We start from the raw sequence: 20553 nt of genomic DNA, 5'->3' as shown, positions 1-20553 counted from the left end.
CGGGAGGCGATATGCGGGAACGATTCTGGGAGCGTTTTTCCCTCGATGAATTGAGCACCGAGGAGTGGGAAGCCTTGTGTGACGGTTGCGGACGGTGCTGTCTGACGAAGCTCGAGGATGAGGAGAGCGGCGATATCGTCACTCTGGATGTGGCCTGCAAGCTGCTCGATACGAAGAACTGTCACTGCCAGGATTACACACATCGCTTCGAGCGCGTACCCGGCTGTACACAAATGAGCCTGACGACGCTACGGGATTTCCATTGGCTGCCTGCTTCCTGCGCCTATCGCCGCCTCTACGAAGGGCGTGGACTCGCCAAGTGGCATCCGCTGATCTCCGGTGACCCTCGCAGCGTTCATCGCGCCGGGATCAGCGTTGCCCATTTCGCTGTTTCCGAGCGTGATGTGTCAGAGGATGAGTGGGAGGATCACATCATCGCCATTCTGCCGGTCGAGGATTGATCGCCGTCTCTCCCTGCGTCATGCCTGTTCTTCCTCTTGTCTAACGTTCAGACCCAGCGCCCAGAGAATGAACGCGTCCTGACGGGCGTTGTCACGCCATGCCTTGAAACGACCGGAAGCGCCGCCGTGACCGGACTCCATATCCGTATGCAGAAGCACCGGTCCCCGCGCGGTGCCAAGCTCGGTCAGTCGCGCATAGAGCTTGGCCGGTTCCCAGTATGGCACTCGTGAGTCATGCCAGCTGCCTTGCAGGAAAACCGCCGGATAGGGCTGGGCGGTGAGATTGTCCAGCGGTGAATAGGCACGAATGCGCCGCCTCGCATCAGGCTCGTTCGGGTTTCCCCATTCGCTGTATTCGGCGGTAGTCAGAGGCAGATCGGGGTTTTCCATGGTGCGCAGCACATCGACGAAGGGCACATCGAGCACTGCAGCGCAGAATGCCAGGGGATCGAGATTGAGGCTGGCCCCTACCAAAAGACCGCCGGCACTGGCGCCATAGGCGGCAATGCGCTCGCCATCGGCCAGTTCAGCATCGACCAGCGCGTTTCGCGCGGCCAGAAAATCACGGAAGCTGTTTTCCTTGTGCTCGAGTTTGCCGGCCAGATACCAGGGTTCGCCACGGTCACCGCCACCGCGTACATGGGCCACCGCAAATGCCATGCCTCGGGAGAGCAATTCCAGGCGCGATACCGAAAACCAGGGATCGAGCACTTCGCCATAGGCACCATAGCCGTAGAGCAGCGTAGGTAGTGGTTTCTTGCCGAGCAATTCCTTGCGGGCCACCACGGAAACCGGAATGCGTTCGCCATCCGGCGCGGTAGCCCATAGCCGCTGGCAAATCAGTTGCTCCGGTAGCAGATCGCCGTGAATGGGCATGGTCTTGAGCACTCGGCGCTTGCCACCGTTCAGTTCGTGCTCGATCCAACGGGGCGGCAGCGTGAAGGACTCTTCGCGTAATCGCAGTTTACGGGCGTCGAAATCGGGTGTGTCACCGAGCATCAGGCTGCAGGGCGCCTGGGGAAGGGGCAGGCGATAATCTTCATGAGCCCCATGCGAGCTATCGAATTCGATGACGCGTAGATGCACCTGCGCGTGTTCATGATCGCGTTCGGCGATCACCAAGCCCCATTCGAAGGCATCGACGTCTTCCAGGGTATGCGTCTGCCGGTGAGGCAGTAAGGATTGCCATTGATCGGGATGATCCTCGTGCGCCATATCGAGCCGAAAGTGGGGCGCTTCGCGATTATGCAGAATATAAAAATACCCTGGTCGATGATCGAGACCATACTCCACACCGCTTTCACGGGGCCTGACACAGCGTGGCAATGCATCCGGGGACTGGGCCGGGATCAGGTGACACTCCGAGGTGTCCTTGGAGGCGGTTTCCAGTATCAACCAGCGGCGCGAGCGGGTCTTGCCCATTCCGACCCAGAACTCGGGGTCGTCCTCTTCGAAGACGAGCTGTGACTCCTCCGTGTCCAGCCTCAAACACCAGATGCTGGCAGGGCGTTGTGTTGCATCGTAATGCGTGTACAGGAGCGTGCGGTCGTCCTCGGCCCAGGTCAGTTCGGGACCGATAGCGCTCAAGAGCTTGCGTGGCTCCCCGGTGGGCAACCGGCGCAAGTAGAGGTCGAAGTACTCATCGCCCTGACTATCCTCGGTCCAGGCAAGCCACTGCTCATCCGGAGAAATGGCCATATCGCCGAGTTCGAAATAGGGCTGTTGCGTGGCCCGGGAGTTGAGATCGAGGACCGACTGTCGGTGGTTATCGTCGCCATTGGGATGACGCCACCAATGCGGGTAATCGGCCTCCGCGGCGGTTTCGCTCCAATAGGTGTAATGTTCGAGCGGCGTCTTCAAGCCGGAGACCGCAAGCTCCCGGCGCGCCAGATGTCCCTGGTAGAGACGTTCGATCAGAGGATAGAGAGGGGCCAACCAACGCTCGCATTGGGCTGTAGCGGCTTCGAGAAACTCGACGACCTCTTGTTCGTCGCGATTCTCGAGCCAGTGCCAAGAAGGATCGTCGGTGCGTTTGAAGTGCGTTACCGGCAAGCGGTGTGCGGAACTAATCGGCGGCTGTGCTTTCATTGGACGCGGTGTACCATGATCAGCGAGTTCAGGACAAGGAAATAGAGTGATGTTGATATCCGACTCCATGCCATTGCTATGGCTGAGTTATCTGGCATTGTCGCTGGTTGTACTGGTGACTGGCTACCTATCGATTCGCTGGCTGCCACGCTTGCCTCGCTTCATGATCACCGGGCTGGTGGCCGGCGTGTTATGGATGCCCGCAGAGTTTACATTGTCCCGGCTCGAGGGACAGGCGCCCTATGAAGGCTTGGCGCCTGCCGTGGTAGTGAGTGGTATCGCCTTCTTGCAGCATGCCTCTGGGGCATTCGGCACTGCGCTGGTGCTGTTATTGCTGGGTGCAGGGTTGGGTGTCGCGCTGGGGGCCTTGCTATGGGGATGGTTGCGCCAGCGTCATCCCAAGGCAGAACGGGAAGTCGAGACGAATGAACGCTCTCGGAGCGCTCCTGGGCAGCGGCGAGAACCGATGGTCGGTTGAGGGCATAGCTCATGCGCGTACTGGTTGTCGGAGTATTGACGCTACTGCTGCTCCTGGCCTCTGGCAGCTGGGCTCAGGAAGGCGTCGACGAAGGTGTTGAAAAAGACTCTGACGTGCGTCTGCTGGTCGATGTGTCGGGCAGCATGAAGCAAAACGATCCCAATCGCCTGAGCAGTAGCGCATTGGAATTGCTGGTCTCGCTGTTGCCTTCCGGAGTGACGGGAGGGTTATGGACCTTTGGCAGTGAGGTTGCCAATCCTCTGCCTGCCGCCAAGGTTGACCAGGCATGGCGTGAACAGGCGCTAGAGCTCAAACCGGCGCTGGCGAACTACCAGCAGTTCACCGACATCGAGCGGGCCGTGCGCGAGGTGGCTCAGGCGGAGCCGAATGGTACAAAGCGGCATCTGATCCTGTTGACCGATGGTGTCGTCGATATACCTGCGGCAAGAGACGACAAGCGTCGACAGGACGCGGATTCGCGCAAGCGATTGCTGCAAGAACTCGTACCCAGGCTCGCCGAGGAGGGCGTGGTCATTCATACGATCGCGTTCTCGCCGGATGTGGATCAGTCCTTGGCTCAGCAGATGGCCGGGGTCACCGGGGGGTTGGCAGTGGTGGCCGAAACCCCCGAGGCGTTGCTGCGTGCCTTTCTTGATGTGATCGACCGTATTTTTCCGGTGGATCAGGTGCCCTTGGATAAGGGCAGTTTTGCCATTGACCGAAAGGTCGAGGCGTTTTCCGCGCTCTTGTTCCATGGCCAGGATGCGCCGCCGCTGACGTTGATAAGTCCCGATGGCAAGCGCTACACCGCTGAAGATCATCCCGACGAGATCCAGTGGCAGGCGCAAGGGCGCTTCGATGTCATCACTGTTCCGGATCCGGTGAGGGGGGAATGGCGCATCGAGGGTCGTATAGGACAGGACAGTCGTATCAATGTCGATTCGTCCCTGGTGCTGCGTGCTTCCGAATTGCCGACGGTGCTCTACATGGATTTTGCCACCCGACTCGAGGCCTGGGTGGAAGATCAAGAATCGACGATCAGCAAGGATGCCGGCTCCGCTGATCTGTCTCTTCGCGCCGAGTTGGAGAATGCCCAGGGTCAGCATGTGCTCTCGGTACAACTGAGGTCCGACAACGGGCATTTCGTGGGTCTTTTGCCAGCGCCGGACTTCGTTGGTAACGCACGCCTGTCATTGACGGCAACCGGCGATGATTTCATACGCTTGCGTCAGCAAGCGGTCAATGTACTACCGGCGGTCAGTGCCAGAGTCGATCAGCCGGCCACCCGAGTCGTGTTGCAGGCCGAATATCCGCTTCTTAGCGATGACAACACGCGTATAAAAGCGCGGTTGCAGGATAAAGAGCTATCCGTCACCACCGTCGATTCCAGAGAGTGGCGTATCAAGCTGCCGGAGCTTGATCCGGATATTTCACTACCACTTCGACTAACGGCCTTTGCAACCCTAGGCAGCGAGACACGCGTTCTCGAATTACCGACGCTGCAACTCAACGATGATGCGCGTAGAGGCCTGGGCAGTGCCCGCCTGGATCGGCAGGGACTCAGCGGCGAAAAGCTGCCTCAGGAGTCGACCGCGGCTGAACCGGAATCCTCGCTGGCGGACACGCTCAGCAACAAGCTGAGTCGTATTGCCAATACGTTGCCGCGCCTGGTGCGAGATCACCGCGATGATCCTGCCGGCTGGTTAGCGATTGCCACGGGTGTGATTTTACTGATGATTATCGTGCTGTGGCGGCGGCGACGTGCCGATCGTCGACGCCGGTCGCGTAGAGAGAGCCCGCATGTGTGAACTGCTAGGTATGAGCGCCAATGTACCCACGGATATCTGCTTCAGTTTCAGCGGTTTCCTGCGTCGTGGCGGTGACACTGGACCCCACGGGGATGGTTGGGGAATTGCCTTCTACGAGCAGGGCGGCTATCGCGAATTCAGGGATCCTCATCCTTCTGCGGCCTCACCCATCGCCAGGCTGATCTGCGACTACCCGATCAAGTCGAATATCGTGATCAGCCACATTCGTCAGGCCAACGTGGGGCATGTCGGCTTGGCCAATACACACCCTTATACCCGGGAGATGTGGGGGCGGCAGTGGTGCTATGCGCACAATGGACAGCTCGAGGGATGGCAGGCGCTTGAGCTATCGTTCTATCGTCCCGTAGGCAGCACCGACAGTGAACATGCGTTCTGTTGGCTGCTGGGAGAGCTGCGCAAACGTTTTCCTGACCCGCCGAGTAACCCCGAAGCACTTTGGGGTGTGCTGCAGGAGCTATGCGCACGTCTGCGGACGCTGGGGGTATTCAACTTGCTTCTTTCCGATGGCCACTATCTCTACTGCTTTTGTTCCACAAAGCTCGTTCATATCACGCGGCGCGCGCCCTTTGGCAAGGCTCAATTGCGCGACGCGGATCTAGTCGTCGATTTCGTCGAGCATACGACCTGCCATGACATCGTATCCGTGATTGCCACTGAGGCGTTGACTGACAACGAACGCTGGGAACGGATGCGTCCCGGTGAGTTGCTGGTGTGGCGCCACGGAGAAATTCTCGCGCGCTATGCTGCCGATACCATGTGAGATGCTTATCAGGCATTTTGCACATAAACTATAGTTTCAAGCAGGTGTTTTAAAGTGGTCGACGCTGTTATAAAGAATAATGCTCTTGCCAACACTTCCTGTGAGCAACGGCGAGTTGGAGCGATAACAAGAAATCGTCGTCACATGACGGCCACTGTGGAGAACCGCCCATGAGTCAGCACGACACTGCCTCTATTCTCTCTGGTCCAGCTCTCAAGGGGATGGACGCGTACGCATCGGTGATGGATATCTTCCACGCCTCGGTCAAGCGCTTTTCGGACAAACCCGCTTTCAGTTGCATGGGCAAGGTATTGACCTATCGGGAATTGGATCTGCTATCAGCAGACTTTGCCGCCTGGCTACAGCATGAAACCGAGCTCGAACCCGGCGATCGCATTGCCATCCAGTTGCCCAATGTTCTGCAGTTTCCGGTAGCGGTGTTCGGTGCGCTACGAGCCGGTCTGGTCGTGGTCAATACCAATCCGCTGTATACCGAGCGCGAGATGCAGCATCAGTTCAGCGACTCCGGGGCGAAGGCGATCGTCATTCTGGCCAACGTGGCGGATAAGCTAGAGCGCATCATCGGGCGTACCGAGATCAAGCACGTATTGGTGACCGAGCTGGGCGATCTTCATGGATTTCCCAAACGCCAGCTGATCAATGCGGTGGTCAAGTACGTCAAGAAGATGGTGCCGCGCTATTCATTGCCTGGGCAACTGGGTTTTCGGCAGGCTCTGGAGAAAGGGCGTGGGCTCGAGCATGGCGAGGTCGCCCGTGATCTCGACGATATGGCGGCGTTGCAATACACCGGGGGCACGACAGGCTTGGCCAAGGGGGCGATGCTTACCCACGCCAATCTGGTTGCCAATATGCTGCAGGCACGGGTATTGATGTCGGGTATATTCGACGAGGGCTGCGAAACCATTGTGGCGCCACTGCCGGTCTATCATATCTATACCTTTACCGTTAATTGCCTGCTGATGATGGACACCGGTAATCACACCGTGTTGATCACCAACCCACGGGATATCGATGGCTTCATCAAGACCTTGAAGTCGACCAGGTACACCGGTTTCGTGGGGCTCAACACGCTGTTCAATGCCTTGTGCAACCGTGAGGACTTTCGCGCGCTGGACTTCTCCCCCTTGAAGCTGACCATCTCCGGCGGCATGGCGCTGACCAAGGCGGTGGCCAAGCGCTGGGAGGAGGTGACCGGCTGCCCTGTGACCGAAGGCTACGGGCTGACCGAGACGTCGCCGATCGTCTCCTTCAACCCGCCAAAGGCGATTCAACTGGGCACCATCGGTAAGCCGGTATCGGGCACCTCGGTCAAGACCATCGATGGTGATGGACAGTCCACGCCTCTCGGCGAGCCGGGGGAGCTATGCGTGAAAGGCCCGCAGGTGATGAAAGGCTATTGGCAACGCCCGGAGGACACCGCCAAGACCATCGACGAGGAAGGCTGGTTGCGCACCGGCGATGTCGCGGTGCTGCAGGAAGACGGCTACATCCGTATCGTCGATCGCAAGAAGGACATGATCATCGTCTCCGGCTTCAACGTCTATCCCAATGAGATCGAGGACGTGGTCGTGACCCATCCCGAGGTGGTCGAGGCAGCGGCTGTCGGCGTGCCGGACGAAACCAACGGTGAAACCATCAAGCTGTTCGTGGTTGCGCGCACCCCGAATCTGGATGCCGAGACGCTGCGTGCCTGGTGCCGAAAGGAGCTGGCGGCCTACAAGGTGCCCAAGCTGATCGAGTTTCGGGATGAGCTGCCCAAGACCAATGTGGGCAAGGTGTTGCGCCGGGAGCTGCGTGAAGACACGAAGGAGAGTGAAGGGGGAGGGTAGACGCTCTCGCCTGGGTCGACAGGGTTGAAGGAATCCAATTTCGATCTCATATTGATCGGTGATAACGATAGAATGAAAAGCACTACGGGTGCTTGTCATGTTCTCACCGACGGAGGAGACCGGAATGATCCTCGAGAAAATCAAGTCAGAAGGAGTTGCTCATCTCTCCTACATGATGGTCGACGGCAACGAAGCCGTCGTCATCGACCCTCGCCGCGATATTGAAGCCTACCTCGATATCGCCCGGCGCGAGGGGGCCAATATCACTCATGTTTTCGAAACGCATCGCAACGAAGATTACGTGGTGGGCTCGAAAGCCCTGGCCCAGGCTACCGGCGCACGCATATTCCATGGCCAAGGCGGTAAAGTCTCGCACGCCGAACCGGTCAAGGAAGGCCAGACCTTCGAGGTTGGTAGCGCCCGGCTGAGTATATTGGAAACCCCAGGCCATACCTTCGACAGCATCAGTATCGTGCTGGCGGATACCGCCTTCAGTGAGGAGCCGGTAGCGGTGTTCACCGGTGATGCACTGTTCATTGGCGATGTGGGCCGCACGGATTTCTATCCTGATCAGCGCGAAGAGATGGCCGCCAAGCTCTACGACAGCATTTTCGACAAGCTGTTGCCATTGGGCGATGGTGTTCAGCTTTATCCCGCCCATGGCGCAGGTTCTGTCTGTGGAAGCGGCATGGCCGACCGGGAGTTTTCCACCCTGGGGTATGAGCGCCATCACAACCCCATGCTGCAACATTCGCGGGATGAGTTCATCAAGCTCAAGAGCGAGGAACACCATTATCAGCCGCCCTATTTCCGCAAGATGGAAGAGCTCAACAACGCCGCCCCGGAACGGGCCTCCTTGCCTCATCCCAAGGCGCTGGCGCCAGGCCAGTTCAAGGCGCATTGCGAAAATGGCGTGAAAGTGCTTGACCTGCGCACGCCGGAAGCCTTCTGCGGTGCCCATATCCCGGGAAGCCTGTCGATGCCTGCGGATGTGGCGCCGGCCTATATCGGCTGGATGGTGTCCTATGAAGACGAACTCGGGTTGGTGATCGACGAGCCCGGCGACATCGACGAGTCACTGCGTGCGTTATACCGGCTCGGTTACGACAATGTTGCGGCCTATCTCACGCCGGGCATGACCGGCTGGGAAGCCAGCGGCGCGGACTACGAGGTGATTCCTACCATTTCCGCCGCGACGCTGCTGCAACGCTACGAGCATGGGGATGATTTCGTGCTGCTGGACGTGCGCGCCATAGACGAGTACGAAGCGGGGCATCTGGAACATGCCACGCATCTCTACCTTGGGCATTTACCCGAACGCCTCGATGAACTACCCAAGGACAAGACCATCGTGACCTTCTGCGGCAGCGGCAAGCGTGCTGCGGTGGCGGCGTCACTACTGCGTCAACATGGTTTCGAGAAGGTGGAGAATTGCCTGGGTTCCATGTCTGCCTGCAAGAATTTGGGTTGCAAGATTCATAAGTAACACTATCGACGCAATCGACAGGCTTCATTAGGCAACCCTGTGCAGTGACGATACAATGAATGACCCGTCTCCAGCGCTGTTGGCTGGAGCGGGCATTTTTTATGCCATCTCCAACGAGGTTGTCCTTGAGCAGTACGCTCTCATCTTCTTCCGCCGACCTTAACGCCGAACTGGCCGCCCTCAAGATGCGTCTCGATGATTGCCTGTTGCAGGATGCCTTCACCTTGAAGACGCGCCTCGACGGGCTCGAACGCCGCGCGCGTCAGGGCAAGCCCGTTGACCGAGGGATCGGAGAGATCGCCAAACGTCTGCAAGCTTCCCAGGAAAAACTGGCAAAGCGGCGCAGCCAGACCGTCAGCCTGAACTATCCGCCGGCGCTTCCTGTCGTAGAGCATCGGGAGGACTTGCTCGGGGCCCTCACGTCTCATCAGGTCGTCGTCGTGGCGGGGGAGACCGGCTCCGGCAAGACCACCCAACTGCCCAAGATGTGTCTGGAGCTTGGCCTGGGCCGGCGTGGACTGATCGGTCATACCCAGCCACGACGTCTGGCGGCACGCTCCGTTGCCACCCGGTTGGCGGAAGAACTCGAAGTACCCCTTGGAGAACAGGTCGGCTATCAGATCCGCTTCACCGATCAGACCAACGAACGCACCCTGGTCAAGTTGATGACCGATGGCATCCTGCTCGCCGAGACCCAGCACGACCCGGATCTCAGTCGCTACGAAGCGATCATCATCGACGAAGCGCATGAGCGCAGCCTCAATATCGACTTTCTGCTCGGCTATCTCAAGCGCTTGATGGCGCGGCGTCCTGATCTGAAGATCATCATCACCTCGGCCACCATCGACGTGGAACGCTTCGCTGCGCATTTCGCCACGCAGATCTCCCAGAAAGAATCGAAGCCGGCGCCGGTGGTGCAGGTCTCCGGCCGCACCTATCCGGTAGAGGTTCATTACCGACCTCTGGTACGCGAGGCCGATGATGAAGAAGATCGCACCCTGCAGGAAGGCATTCTGCATGCCATGGAGGAGATTGAGTCCGTCGAGCGGGAAAAGCGCTGGTTCAATGGCCCCCGAGACGTGCTGGTCTTTCTGCCCGGAGAGCGGGAAATTCGGGAGACTGCGGACACTCTACGCCGCGCGGATCTCAGGCATACGGAAGTGCTGCCGCTCTATGCGCGGCTGTCGAACGCGGAGCAGAACCGGGTGTTTCAGTCTCACACCGGGCGGCGCATCGTGCTGTCGACCAACGTGGCGGAAACCTCGCTCACGGTGCCGGGGATCCGCTATGTGATCGATCCCGGGCTGGTGCGCATTAGTCGCTACAGCTATCGGGCCAAGGTGCAACGTCTGCCCATCGAGCCGGTGAGTCAGGCCAGTGCGGACCAGCGCAAGGGCCGCTGCGGCCGTATTGCCGAAGGAATGTGCATTCGCCTTTACAGCGAAGAGGATTTCCTCGCCCGGCCCGAATTCACCGAGCCGGAGATACAGCGTACCAACCTGGCCTCGGTCATCCTGTCGATGCTTTCCTTGAAGCTGGGGGATATCGCGGCATTCCCCTTCGTTGATGCCCCGGATTCACGCTTCATCAAGGATGGCTTTCGTCTGCTGTTCGAGCTGGGTGCCGTGGATGAGGGCAACCGGCTGACGAAAACCGGTCGGCGATTGGCACGACTGCCCATCGACCCGCGACTGGCGCGGATGGTGCTGGCCGGCGCCGAGGGTGAGTGCCTGCGGGAGGTGCTCATCGTGGTCAGTGCGCTATCGGTACAGGACCCGCGGGAGCGTCCGGCGGAGAAGCGTCAGGCCGCGGATCAGGCCCACAAACACTGGGACGATCCGGAATCGGACTTCGTTGCCTGGCTCAATCTATGGGCAGGGTTCGAAAGCGCTCGAGAGGATCTCTCCGGCAATCAACTGCGGCGCTGGTGCCGTGAGCACTACATCAACTATATGCGGATGCGGGAATGGCACGATACCTATCGTCAGTTGCGTCTACTGCTGCGGGATATGGAGATTCATCTGCCGGCGGCACCCCAACCGGTGGCAGCCGATGCAGAAAAGGCGGATGAAGCGGACTATACCGCGCTCAAGCAGCAGCATGTCCGGTTGCATCAGGCGCTGTTGACCGGACTATTGTCGAATATCGGTCAGTTCATCGAAAATCGGGAGTATCTGGGGGCGCGCAATCGCCGCTTCATGATTCATCCGGGGTCGGGACTGGCTAAGAAGACGCCGAAGTGGATCATGGCCGGGGAACTGGTGGAAACCTCGCGTCTCTTTGCGCGGCAGGCGGCTCGTATCCAGCCCGAGTGGATCGAGCCCCTGGCGGGGCAACTGACCAAGCGCAGCTACAGCGAGCCTCATTGGGAAATGAAGCGCGCCCAGGTGGTGGCCTTCGAGCAGGTGACCCTGTTCGGGCTGCCGATCGTTTCCCGGCGCAAGGTGCACTATGGGCCGATTGCGCCGCAAGAGGCGCGGGAAATATTCATTCGTCGCGCGCTGGTCGAGGGCGAGTATCGGACCAAGGCCGAGTTCTTTACCCATAACCGAGCGTTGATCGACGAGGTGGAAAACCTTGAAGATCGAGCGCGAAAGCGCGATATTCTAGTTGATGAAGAAACACTGTTCGATTTCTACGATCAACTGCTGCCCGAAGGTATCGTCAATGGTAAAGGGTTCGAGCATTGGCGCCGCCGGGCGGAGGCCGACGACCCGAACATACTGAAGCTCGACAAGGCGACGTTGATAGCGCGCAATGTCGATGACATCAGCGCCACGCAGTACCCGGACGAACTGGTGTTGAACGGTGTGAGCTACCCGTTGAGCTACCATTTCGCCCCAGGCGCCGAGGATGATGGGGTAACCATGACCGTACCGGCTGCCATGCTGTCGCAACTACCGCGCCATCGTCTCGATTGGCTGGTACCGGGCCTGTTGCGCGAAAAGTGTATCGCTCTGCTCAAATCACTACCCAAGACGGTGCGTCGCCAGGTCGTGCCGATTCCCGATTGGGTCGATGCGGCGCTGGCGACGCTTGCGCCGGACAACGTGCCGATGGCCGAGGCGTTGGGTGAGTTCCTGCGAATCAAGACCGGTCTTCGGATTGCGCCGGAGGATTGGCGCGCGGAGCAGTTGGCGCCGCATCTGACCATGAATCTCAAGGTGGTGGATCACGAGGGGCACTTTCTTGGACAAGGGCGCGATCTATCGGCGCTCGAACGTCGTTTTTCCGCGGCAGCCAGGGCCGGCGCTCAAGCGTTAGGTGAATCCGCCGATGCCACGGAAGAAGTCGAGGAGTTGCCCGGTGCGCCGTTGCCAGAATCCTATTCCACCGTGCAGGCGGGTATTCGAGTGGCGGCCTATCCCGCTTTGATCGAAGGCAAGCCTCGGGACAACGGTGCTAAGACATTGGCGCTTACGTTGTTCGATCATCCGGATCGAGCCCGGGAGGCGCATAGACAGGGCATCAAGCGTCTGGCCATGCAGCGCCTGCCGGATCAGGTGAAGGCGATCAAACGGCTCAAGGGAATGGATCGCTGCGCGTTATTGTTCGCCAAGGTGGGCAGTAAAGCGCAACTGCTGGAGGATCTGGCAGAGGCGGTTTTCCTGCAGGAGATCGCCTTCGATCCGTTGCCACGTTCCCGGGAGGCGTTCGACGCGCGACTCGGTGAGTATCGTGACCAGCTGGTGCCCTGTGGCGAATCGCTGATCGGTACGTTGCACAAGGCCCTGGAAGGGCATTTGGCGGTGACCCAGGCGTTGAAGGGCAATCTCAGTATGGCCCTGGCGCTGGTATACAGCGATCTCAAGGCCCAGATGCAGCGGTTGATCCATCCTGGTTTCATCAGTGAAGCCGGCGATTGGCTCAAGGAATATCCGCGCTACATGCAGGCGGCCCAGATTCGTCTCGAGAAGGCGCCGCGGGAGCGAATGCGCGACCAGATGCTGATGCAGCAGGTGCAGGATTTCGAGACACGCCTGTTCAACCGGCGTCGGGCTGAGCGGCAAGATGGCGAAGAGGCCGCGGCGCTCGATGAGTTTGGCTGGTGGCTCGAAGAGTTTCGAGTCTCGTTGTTCGCGCAGCAACTGGGTACGCGCATACCTGTCTCCGCCAAGCGTCTCGAGCGGCGTTGGGCGGAGATTACCGGCTAGGTTGATGTTGATAACGAGAATAATCGCGACGGCGTTTGCCATGTCGTCGCCAGGAGAAAATTGATGACTCATGCGGTGATTACCGGCACGGGCTTGTATACCCCGGAGCATGCGATCGATAACGATGCTCTGGTAGCGTCCTTCAATGCCTGGGTCGATAAAGAGAATGCACGCCATGCCGAGGCCATCCGTCGCGGCGAACGGGAGCCGTTGGCTCATTCCAGCACGGAGTTCATCCTCAAGGCGTCGGGTATCCATAGCCGCTATGTATTGGATGCCGAGGGCATTCTCGATCCCGAGCGCATGCGCCCGCGCCTGCCGCAGCGCCGTGACGATGAGCATTCGATACAGTGCGAGATGGGGATGCTGGCGGCTCGAGAGGCGCTTGATCGGGCCCGGATAGAGGCCAGCGATATCGATCTGCTGATCGTTGCTTGTTCCAATCTCGAGCGCTCCTATCCGGCGGTTGCGGTGGAGCTGCAGGCGGCTTTGGGCACCCGGGGTTATGCCTTCGACATGAACGTTGCCTGCAGCTCCGCCACCTTCGCCATCGAAACCGCCGCCAACGCCATTGGCAATGCCAGCGTGTGCCGGGCACTGGTGATCAACCCGGAAATCTGCTCCGCGCATTTGAATTTTCGCGATCGGGACAGCCATTTCATCTTCGGCGATGCCTGCACCGCCATCGTTCTCGAAGCCGATGATGTCGCAACCGCCGAATCGCGTTTCGAGATCCTCGGAACACGCTTGATTACGCGCTACTCGAATGCCATTCGCAACAATGCCGGTTTCCTCAATCGGGTGACCGACAGCGATCCCCTGGCCGAGGACAAACTGTTCGTGCAGGAAGGACGCCGGGTGTTCAAGGAAGTGTGCCCGATGGTGGCGCAACTGATCACCGAGCACCTGGCGTCTCTGCAGGTGACCGGCGATCAATTGACGCGACTGTGGTTGCATCAGGCCAATCGTCACATGAACGATCTGATTGCACGGCGGGTGCTGGGTGCCGAGCCAGCCCCGGATCAAGCGCCCATCATTCTCGACCGCTACGCCAATACCAGCTCGGCGGGGTCGATCATAGCGTTCCATCTGCATCGCGATGATCTGAAGGAGGGCGACCTCGGTGTCGTGTGCTCCTTCGGCGCTGGTTACAGTGCCGGCACTGTTCTCTTACGTAAGGTGAGTGTATGAAAAGAATCAGCAAGTTAATGACGGTCCTTCTGGCGGGAGCTCTGCTCGCGGGCTGTGCCAGTCAAGGAGCGCGTCCGGTGGAACCGGTCGATCCCTGGGAAGGGTTCAATCGGCGTGTATTTGCCTTCAATGAGGTCATCGATCGCTACGCCCTCAAGCCCGTCGCACAAGGCTACGACACCATCACACCGCAGCCCATTCAGAATGGAGTAGGCAACTTCTTCTCCAATCTGGGAGAGCTTCGCACCGTTCTCAACAGTGTGCTGCAGTGGAAATGGGGGAACGCCGGAGTCGCCTCGGGGCGCTTTCTGGTCAACACCACCCTGGGGTTAGGCGGGGTGCTGGACCCGGCGAGTCGTATGGAGTGGATGGCCCGAGAGGAAGACTTTGGTCAAACTCTGGCGGTGTGGGGCGTTGCTGAAGGTCCTTATGTAGTACTGCCGCTACTCGGACCAAGCACCGTGCGTGATACTTCAGCGCTACCGGCAGATATCTACAGCTATCCGCTGACCTATGTCGAGGATGACAAAGTGCGCTATGCGATACGGGCGCTGCAGCTGGTCAATTTCCGCGCCAGCCTGCTCGAGCAGGAGAAGCTGGTTCGCGGCGATCGCTATGTCTTCCTGCGAGACACCTATCTGCAGCGGCGTCGTTTCGAGATCAACGATGGTCAGGCGGGGGATGATCCGTTCGCCAGCGACGACTTCGACTTCGATGATAGCGACTTCGCCGATTAGGATGCGCCTTGCCATGGCTAGCCCAAAAAATCTTCTTGCGATCATCGATTTGCCCGGCGCCGAGCGTGATGCTCTGGCTCGCTTGATCGATGCGCAAGGATTCGAGGTCGTCATGCTTGACGATATTCGGGGATTGCCTGCCAAGACGGCTCTGGCCGTTGCCCATGTTCGCGCGGTGGATGGCGGTCAGTGGTCGTTGCTGGTCGAGCGGCTGCCGGTCGTGGCGGTCGCCGGGGGACAGGCCGAGGGCGCACTTGTCGAGGCGATCGACGCCGGCGTGTCGGAGTATCTGTTCGAGCCGCTACAGCATGACGACTTGTTGGCGTCCTTGATCGCCAGGGCGTTGACGCGTCAGGCGGCGGTGACAAGGCAGGTGCAGGAACGTACCGATCTGGTCGAGCATAATGAGACTCTCGAAACGCATCTGGCCATGTTGCGGCTCGATCAGCAGGCCGGGGGACATATACAGCGCAAGTTGCTGCCGGCAACGACGCAAACGATCAACGGCGTGCAATGTGCGTATTCTTTGACGCCATCGCTTTATCTTTCCGGCGATTTTCTGGATTTTCAGCGCATCGATGAGCGCTACAGTGTTTTCTATTTTGCTGATGTCTCCGGGCACGGAGCCTCGTCGGCTTTCGTGACGGTATTGCTCAAATACCTTTGCAATCGTTGGCTGCAGGAGCGGGGGGATGCGGCACCGTCGGCCTTGCCATCGATATGGCTCAAGCAACTCAACAATGAATTGCTGGATACCGGTATCGGTAAACATGCCACCGTGTTTGTCGGTGTTATTGATCGCGAACTGCGCTATCTTCACTACTCTTTGGGTGCGCAATTGCCCATGCCCATGTTGATAAGCTCGGGAGACCTCGTGACACTCGAGGGCGAAGGTATGCCGGTTGGCTTGTTTCCGCACACCGTTTATCCCTCCTATGGTTGCGAGCTGACGGATGATTTTCGCATGTGGCTATGCTCCGATGGCGTACTGGAATGTTTACCCGGAAGCAGCCTCGAACAGCGCCTGGGTGAGCTACGTTCCCGCATCGCAACCTGTTCTGATGTGGCGGCATTGCAGACAAGACTAGGGATGAATGCCACCGAGGCTGATGACATTGCCACAGAACGCCAAGCGCTTCCCGATGATCTAACCATCATGATGTTAAGCGGATTCGACCATGATAATGCATGAAGGGTGGCTCAAGGCGGCCTTCGAGGATGGTGTGTTCGTTCTCAAATTGTGTGGCGATGTTCGTTTGACGCTGTGCGCCACTCTGGACAACGAGGCTCAACGTCTGGCGGCCATGCCGGGGCTCAGGAGTGTCATCATCGACCTGCGGGACACGACCAATGTCGATTCAACGGCGTTGGGCTTTCTCGCCAAGGTGGCCATCGCGGTTCAAGGGCGTATCGAGCATCCACCGACGATCGTCGCCGATCATCCTGACATACAGCGTATGCTCGATATCATGGGCTTCTCACGCTATTTCTTTTTGACCACATCGCCCGCCAGCGAGCCCGATACGCTTGCAGATCTGCCTCAAGTCGACTCCGACAAGGAGGAGCTGCAGCAGCGTATCCTCGAGTCGCATCGCATCCTGATGCGCATGAGCGAGCATAATCGCCAGGAGTTTCAGCCACTGGTGGAACTCCTCGAGGCCGAGGAAGCCAAGTCCTCCCAGTAGCCCCCTTCTGATCTTTCCTGGTCCAGTCGCTCTGTTTAATGCAACGATCCGCCAGCTGCTGCCGTAATACTGTTACCATTAGCCTCCTTATTGACGGCTGCTCGATCTTGCTGTCGCTCTTGATCTTGTTGTCGCTCTAGCGCAAGGAGGCCCATGCAGAAGGTGGATTCCCGACGTATCGCGCTGCTGGTGGCGGCCAATACCGCTCTGGCGCCGTTCGCCATCGATGCCTATCTTCCGGCGATTCCGGCCTTGGCCGATGCGGTAAATGCAAGCGTGCATCACACTCAATTGTCGGTCAGTCTTTTCCTGGTCGGGTTTGCCCTGGGGCAGTTGGTGTTTGGTCCGCTCTCCGATCGCCTGGGGCGGCGGCCGATACTGTTCGCGGGCATCAGTGTCTTCCTGCTTGCCAGTCTGGCCCTTACCCAAGTCGAGACGCTTGAAATGTTGTGGCTGCTGCGTTTCGTGCAGGCTCTCGGCGGTGGGGCGTCAGTGGTCAACTCGGCGGCAATCGTGCGGGATTGTTTCAGTGGGCGCGAGGCGGCGAAGGTGCTGTCGACCATGGTCATGATCATGCTGTTGGCGCCTTTGATCGCACCGGCACTGGGTAGTTTGCTGCTCTATCTGGCGGACTGGTGGTTGATCTTCGTCTTCCTTGCCGTGTATGCGGCCTTCGTGCTGTGGCTGTTGGGTCGTTATCTGCCGGAAACCCGGGGGCGCGATCCTGATGCGCCAGGATTCAGCCAGGTACTGAGCAACTATCTGGCCGTTCTGCGCCATCGTGAGGCGATGGGCTACATCAGTGCGGTGGCCATGTCCTTCGCGGGGATGTTCGCCTTCATCACCGGGTCGCCTTTCCTGTACATGGAGTACTTTGGGCTTTCGCCGGCCATTTATCCGTTCGTCTTCGGCGCCAATGTCATCGTCATGGCGGGCTCGAATCGACTCAACATTCGCCTGCTCAGATACCGTAGCCCTCAGCGTAATCTCTTGCTGGGGCTGGGGGTGCAGCTGACGAGTGGGTTGCTGCTGGCGGCGGTTTTGCTGCTCGGGCTGGGATCGCTCTACGTGGTGGCGCCGTTGATGATCATCTTTGTTGGCATGCAGGGGTTGATCAGCCCCAACGCCATGTCGTCGATGCTCGATCATTTTCCCAACATGAGCGCCACCGCCACGGCGCTACTCGGCAGCATTCAATTTTCCTGCGGCGCGTTGGCAGGTGTTCTGGTAGGAATCTTCGAGGTCTACAGCGCCTGGCCGGTGGTGCTGACGATGCTGGGGGCGACGATGCTGGGCAATCTGGGCGTGAGGATGCTCTGTGGTAGAGCTCTGCATGCTTAAGTCGTCTTTCAAGCGAGACGTATAGCGTTCTCTGCCCCTGTCATGAGTCTGTCATTTTTCCTTGGCATCCTGTGTCTCGCCAAGGTTGATCACGCTCATCGACAGGAGTTAGCGCATGAATCGCATCCTCAGAACAGCCGCTATCGCCGCCGCCGTATTCAGCGTCGCCGGTATCGCTCAAGCACGGGATCAGGTGCGTATCGTCGGGTCCAGCACCGTCTATCCGTTTGCCAGCTACGTTGCCGAGGAGTTTGGCGCCACGACCGATTACCCGACCCCGGTGATCGAGTCCACCGGCTCCGGTGGGGGCCTGCGGCTGTTCTGCAACGGCATCGGAGAGGGGGCACCGGACATCACCAACGCCTCGCGGCGCATGAAAATCTCGGAATTCGAGCGTTGCCAGGAGAACGGCGTTAGCGACATTACCGAGGCCAAGATCGGTTACGACGGCATCGCCTTCGCCCAATCAAACAGCAACGACCCCATCGGCGTCACCCGGGAACAGCTCTTCATGGCCCTGGCCGCCAAGGTGCCCCAGGACGAAGAACTGGTCGACAATCCTTACAAGAAGTGGAGCGATATCGACGCCTCCTTGCCGGATCGTGAGATCGCCGTCTACGGTCCGCCCACCACCTCCGGTACCCGGGACGCCTTCGAGGAGCTGGTCATGGAAGCCGCCTCGAAAGACATGGCAGCCTATGGCGGCGAAGCCTATACCGACATCCGATCCGACGGCGCCTATATCGACGCCGGTGAAAACGACAATCTGATCGTGCAGCGTCTTTCAGAGAATACCGATGCCTTCGGTATCTTTGGATACTCCTTCCTGGAAGAAAATGCCGACAGCCTGAACGGAGCCTCCATTGATGGCGTAGCTCCCGAGCCCGAGGCGATCAGCTCCGGTGAATATCCGGTATCCCGCTCCATGTTCTTCTACGTGAAGAATCAGCACGCGGATTCGGTGCCGGCGATGTATGAATTCGCCAATCTATTCATGAGCGAGCAGATGATCGCCCCTATGGGGTACCTGCAGGTGCTTGGATTGATCCCTCTACCGGACGAGGAGCGCAAGGCACAGCGCGATGCGGTGAAGGATAAGGAAAAGCTCGAGCTTTCAGCGCTGAAGTAAGCGCTTCTGGACGTCAGAGGATGGGCCGATGCGTTTGCTATCGGCCCATGCTGGCGATAAGGCCCTGTTGATTTTTGGGTTCATCATACGAGAGCTCCGATGCCGATCAATCAAATCTATCTGCTGTTCTCCGCCGTGCTCCTTGCCTTGGGATTGGCCGCCTTTTTCCTGGCCCGCGCCCGGGCGTCGCAGCTGCGTACGAATGGCACCGCGATGGTCGCACAACCGGATCAGTATGCCTGGTTTTCGGTATTGACTACCGCCGGCCCCGCGCTATTGGTGGCCGCCTTGGGCGCCTTTGTCCTGCTGCTGCTCGGGGCGGACATTCCCACGCTCTATCTGCTGGGGGCCAGTCTGGCAGTAGCCGTTATCGGCCTGCTGGTCGGCCTTTCCCAGGTGCGTCCGGGGTTTCATGCCCGCCAGGCCATCGAGAGGGTGATCCGCGGGGTTCTGGCGGTGGCGGCGATGGTTTCCATCGTGACGACCCTGGGCATTCTGATCTCGATCGTGTTCGAGGCGGTTCGCTTCTTTCAGATGCAAAGCTTCTGGGAGTTCATCACCGGCACCACCTGGGCGCCGGGCAATAGCTTCCTGGCTGCTGCCGGACGCGCCGACGAAGGCGCCAGCGCGGCTCGGTTCGGGTCGGTGCCGCTGTTTGCCGGTACTTTTCTCATCACATTGATTGCCATGCTGGTGGCGATCCCCATCGGCCTCATGGCCGCCATCTACATGGCGGAATTCGCACCGGCCCGGGTGCGTACCCTGGCCAAGCCGATACTGGAAGTGCTCGCCGGTATCCCCACGGTGGTCTACGGCTTTTTTGCCGCCATCACCGTGGCGCCGGTCATCGTCGATGTCGCGGGCTTCTTCGGGCTGGATGCCTCCTTCAACAATGCCCTGGCCCCGGGCATCGTCATGGGCATCATGATCATTCCGTTCATCTCGTCCCTGTCCGACGATGTCATCAACTCGGTGCCGGACAGCATGCGCGAAGGCTCCCTGGCGCTGGGCATGACCAAGGCGGAGACCATCACCAGCGTGGTATTGCCCACGGCCATCCCCGGCATCATCTCCGCATCGCTGCTGGCGGTTTCCCGGGCCCTGGGGGAGACCATGATCGTGGTCATGGCCGCCGGCATGCGGCCCAATCTGACCGCCAATCCGCTCGAGGACATGACCACGGTGACGGTGCGCATCGTCGCCGCCCTGACCGGGGATCAGGAGTTCGAGAGTGCCGAAACGCTTTCCGCATTTGCCCTGGGATTGGTGCTGTTCGCGGTGACCCTGATGCTGAACATGGTCTCGGTGATCATGATTCGTCGCTTCCGCGAAAAATATCGCTCCAACGACCTATGATGATGACG

At 59.2% G+C, this 20553-nt stretch carries 15 protein-coding genes; 14 read left to right on the top strand and 1 reads right to left on the bottom strand.

Going from position 1 to position 20553, the window contains the following annotated elements; translation table 11 throughout:
• The first annotated feature begins 11 nt into the window (after positions 1–11).
• Complete coding sequence (locus ACPF7Z_RS13530) at positions 12–461, top strand: YcgN family cysteine cluster protein (protein ID WP_425193773.1); 450 nt, start codon at positions 12–14, stop codon at positions 459–461.
• Positions 462–479: 18 nt separating this feature from the next.
• Here ACPF7Z_RS13530 and ACPF7Z_RS13525 read toward each other — a convergent pair whose 3' ends face one another.
• Positions 480–2549, bottom strand: a complete 2070-nt coding sequence (locus tag ACPF7Z_RS13525; protein WP_425193772.1) for a S9 family peptidase — start codon at positions 2547–2549, stop codon at positions 480–482.
• A gap of 49 nt (positions 2550–2598) precedes the next feature.
• On the opposite strand from ACPF7Z_RS13525, the gene ACPF7Z_RS13520 reads away from it, so the two are divergent.
• The 13 genes from ACPF7Z_RS13520 to pstC all read left to right on the top strand — a co-directional run bounded on the left by ACPF7Z_RS13520 (position 2599) and on the right by pstC (position 20545).
• On the top strand, positions 2599–3027 hold the full coding sequence (locus ACPF7Z_RS13520; protein WP_425193771.1) for a hypothetical protein: 429 nt from the start codon (positions 2599–2601) through the stop codon (positions 3025–3027).
• 11 nt (positions 3028–3038) lie between these two features.
• Entirely contained in the window at positions 3039–4835 is a 1797-nt protein-coding gene (locus ACPF7Z_RS13515; RefSeq protein WP_425193770.1) for a VWA domain-containing protein, read from the top strand.
• Positions 4828–5616: a class II glutamine amidotransferase gene (locus ACPF7Z_RS13510; RefSeq protein WP_425193769.1), complete on the top strand. Its 789-nt coding sequence runs from the start codon at positions 4828–4830 to the stop codon at positions 5614–5616. The genes ACPF7Z_RS13515 and ACPF7Z_RS13510 overlap by 8 nt, the downstream gene beginning before the upstream one ends.
• A gap of 170 nt (positions 5617–5786) precedes the next feature.
• Entirely contained in the window at positions 5787–7466 is a 1680-nt protein-coding gene (locus tag ACPF7Z_RS13505; RefSeq protein ID WP_425193768.1) for an AMP-binding protein, read from the top strand.
• Positions 7467–7590: 124 nt separating this feature from the next.
• Positions 7591–8952: an MBL fold metallo-hydrolase gene (locus tag ACPF7Z_RS13500; protein ID WP_425193767.1), complete on the top strand. Its 1362-nt coding sequence runs from the start codon at positions 7591–7593 to the stop codon at positions 8950–8952.
• 185 nt (positions 8953–9137) lie between these two features.
• Positions 9138–13106, top strand: a complete 3969-nt coding sequence (gene hrpA / locus ACPF7Z_RS13495; RefSeq protein ID WP_425193811.1) for an ATP-dependent RNA helicase HrpA — start codon at positions 9138–9140, stop codon at positions 13104–13106.
• Positions 13107–13169: 63 nt separating this feature from the next.
• Entirely contained in the window at positions 13170–14297 is a 1128-nt protein-coding gene (locus tag ACPF7Z_RS13490; RefSeq protein WP_425193766.1) for a beta-ketoacyl-ACP synthase III, read from the top strand.
• Positions 14294–15034 (top strand): MlaA family lipoprotein, encoded by a 741-nt coding sequence (locus ACPF7Z_RS13485; protein ID WP_425193765.1) that lies wholly within the window; start codon positions 14294–14296, stop codon positions 15032–15034. The genes ACPF7Z_RS13490 and ACPF7Z_RS13485 overlap by 4 nt, the downstream gene beginning before the upstream one ends.
• Positions 15035–15047: 13 nt before the next feature.
• Positions 15048–16226 carry a PP2C family protein-serine/threonine phosphatase gene (locus ACPF7Z_RS13480; RefSeq protein ID WP_425193764.1) on the top strand — a complete coding sequence of 393 codons (1179 nt, stop codon included), beginning with the start codon at positions 15048–15050 and terminating at the stop codon, positions 16224–16226.
• Positions 16213–16719, top strand: a complete 507-nt coding sequence (locus tag ACPF7Z_RS13475) for an STAS domain-containing protein (protein ID WP_425193763.1) — start codon at positions 16213–16215, stop codon at positions 16717–16719. Before ACPF7Z_RS13480 ends, ACPF7Z_RS13475 begins: the two co-directional genes overlap by 14 nt.
• A 153-nt stretch (positions 16720–16872) precedes the next feature.
• The gene (locus ACPF7Z_RS13470; protein ID WP_425193762.1) at positions 16873–18060 is read left to right on the top strand and encodes a Bcr/CflA family multidrug efflux MFS transporter; all 1188 of its coding nucleotides are present in this window, start codon (positions 16873–16875) and stop codon (positions 18058–18060) included.
• Between the two features lie 115 nt (positions 18061–18175).
• Positions 18176–19189: a PstS family phosphate ABC transporter substrate-binding protein gene (locus tag ACPF7Z_RS13465; RefSeq protein WP_425193761.1), complete on the top strand. Its 1014-nt coding sequence runs from the start codon at positions 18176–18178 to the stop codon at positions 19187–19189.
• Between the two features lie 99 nt (positions 19190–19288).
• Complete coding sequence (gene pstC, locus ACPF7Z_RS13460; protein ID WP_425193760.1) at positions 19289–20545, top strand: phosphate ABC transporter permease subunit PstC; 1257 nt, start codon at positions 19289–19291, stop codon at positions 20543–20545.
• Positions 20546–20553: the final 8 nt, after the last annotated feature.

Origin of the sequence: Halomonas sp. GXIMD04776, from assembly GCF_049808615.1 — a bacterium.
GTDB lineage: Bacteria > Pseudomonadota > Gammaproteobacteria > Pseudomonadales > Halomonadaceae > Modicisalibacter.
Note: the sequence above shows the minus strand (reverse complement) of the source record. Positions and strands in the feature narration are given on the sequence as shown.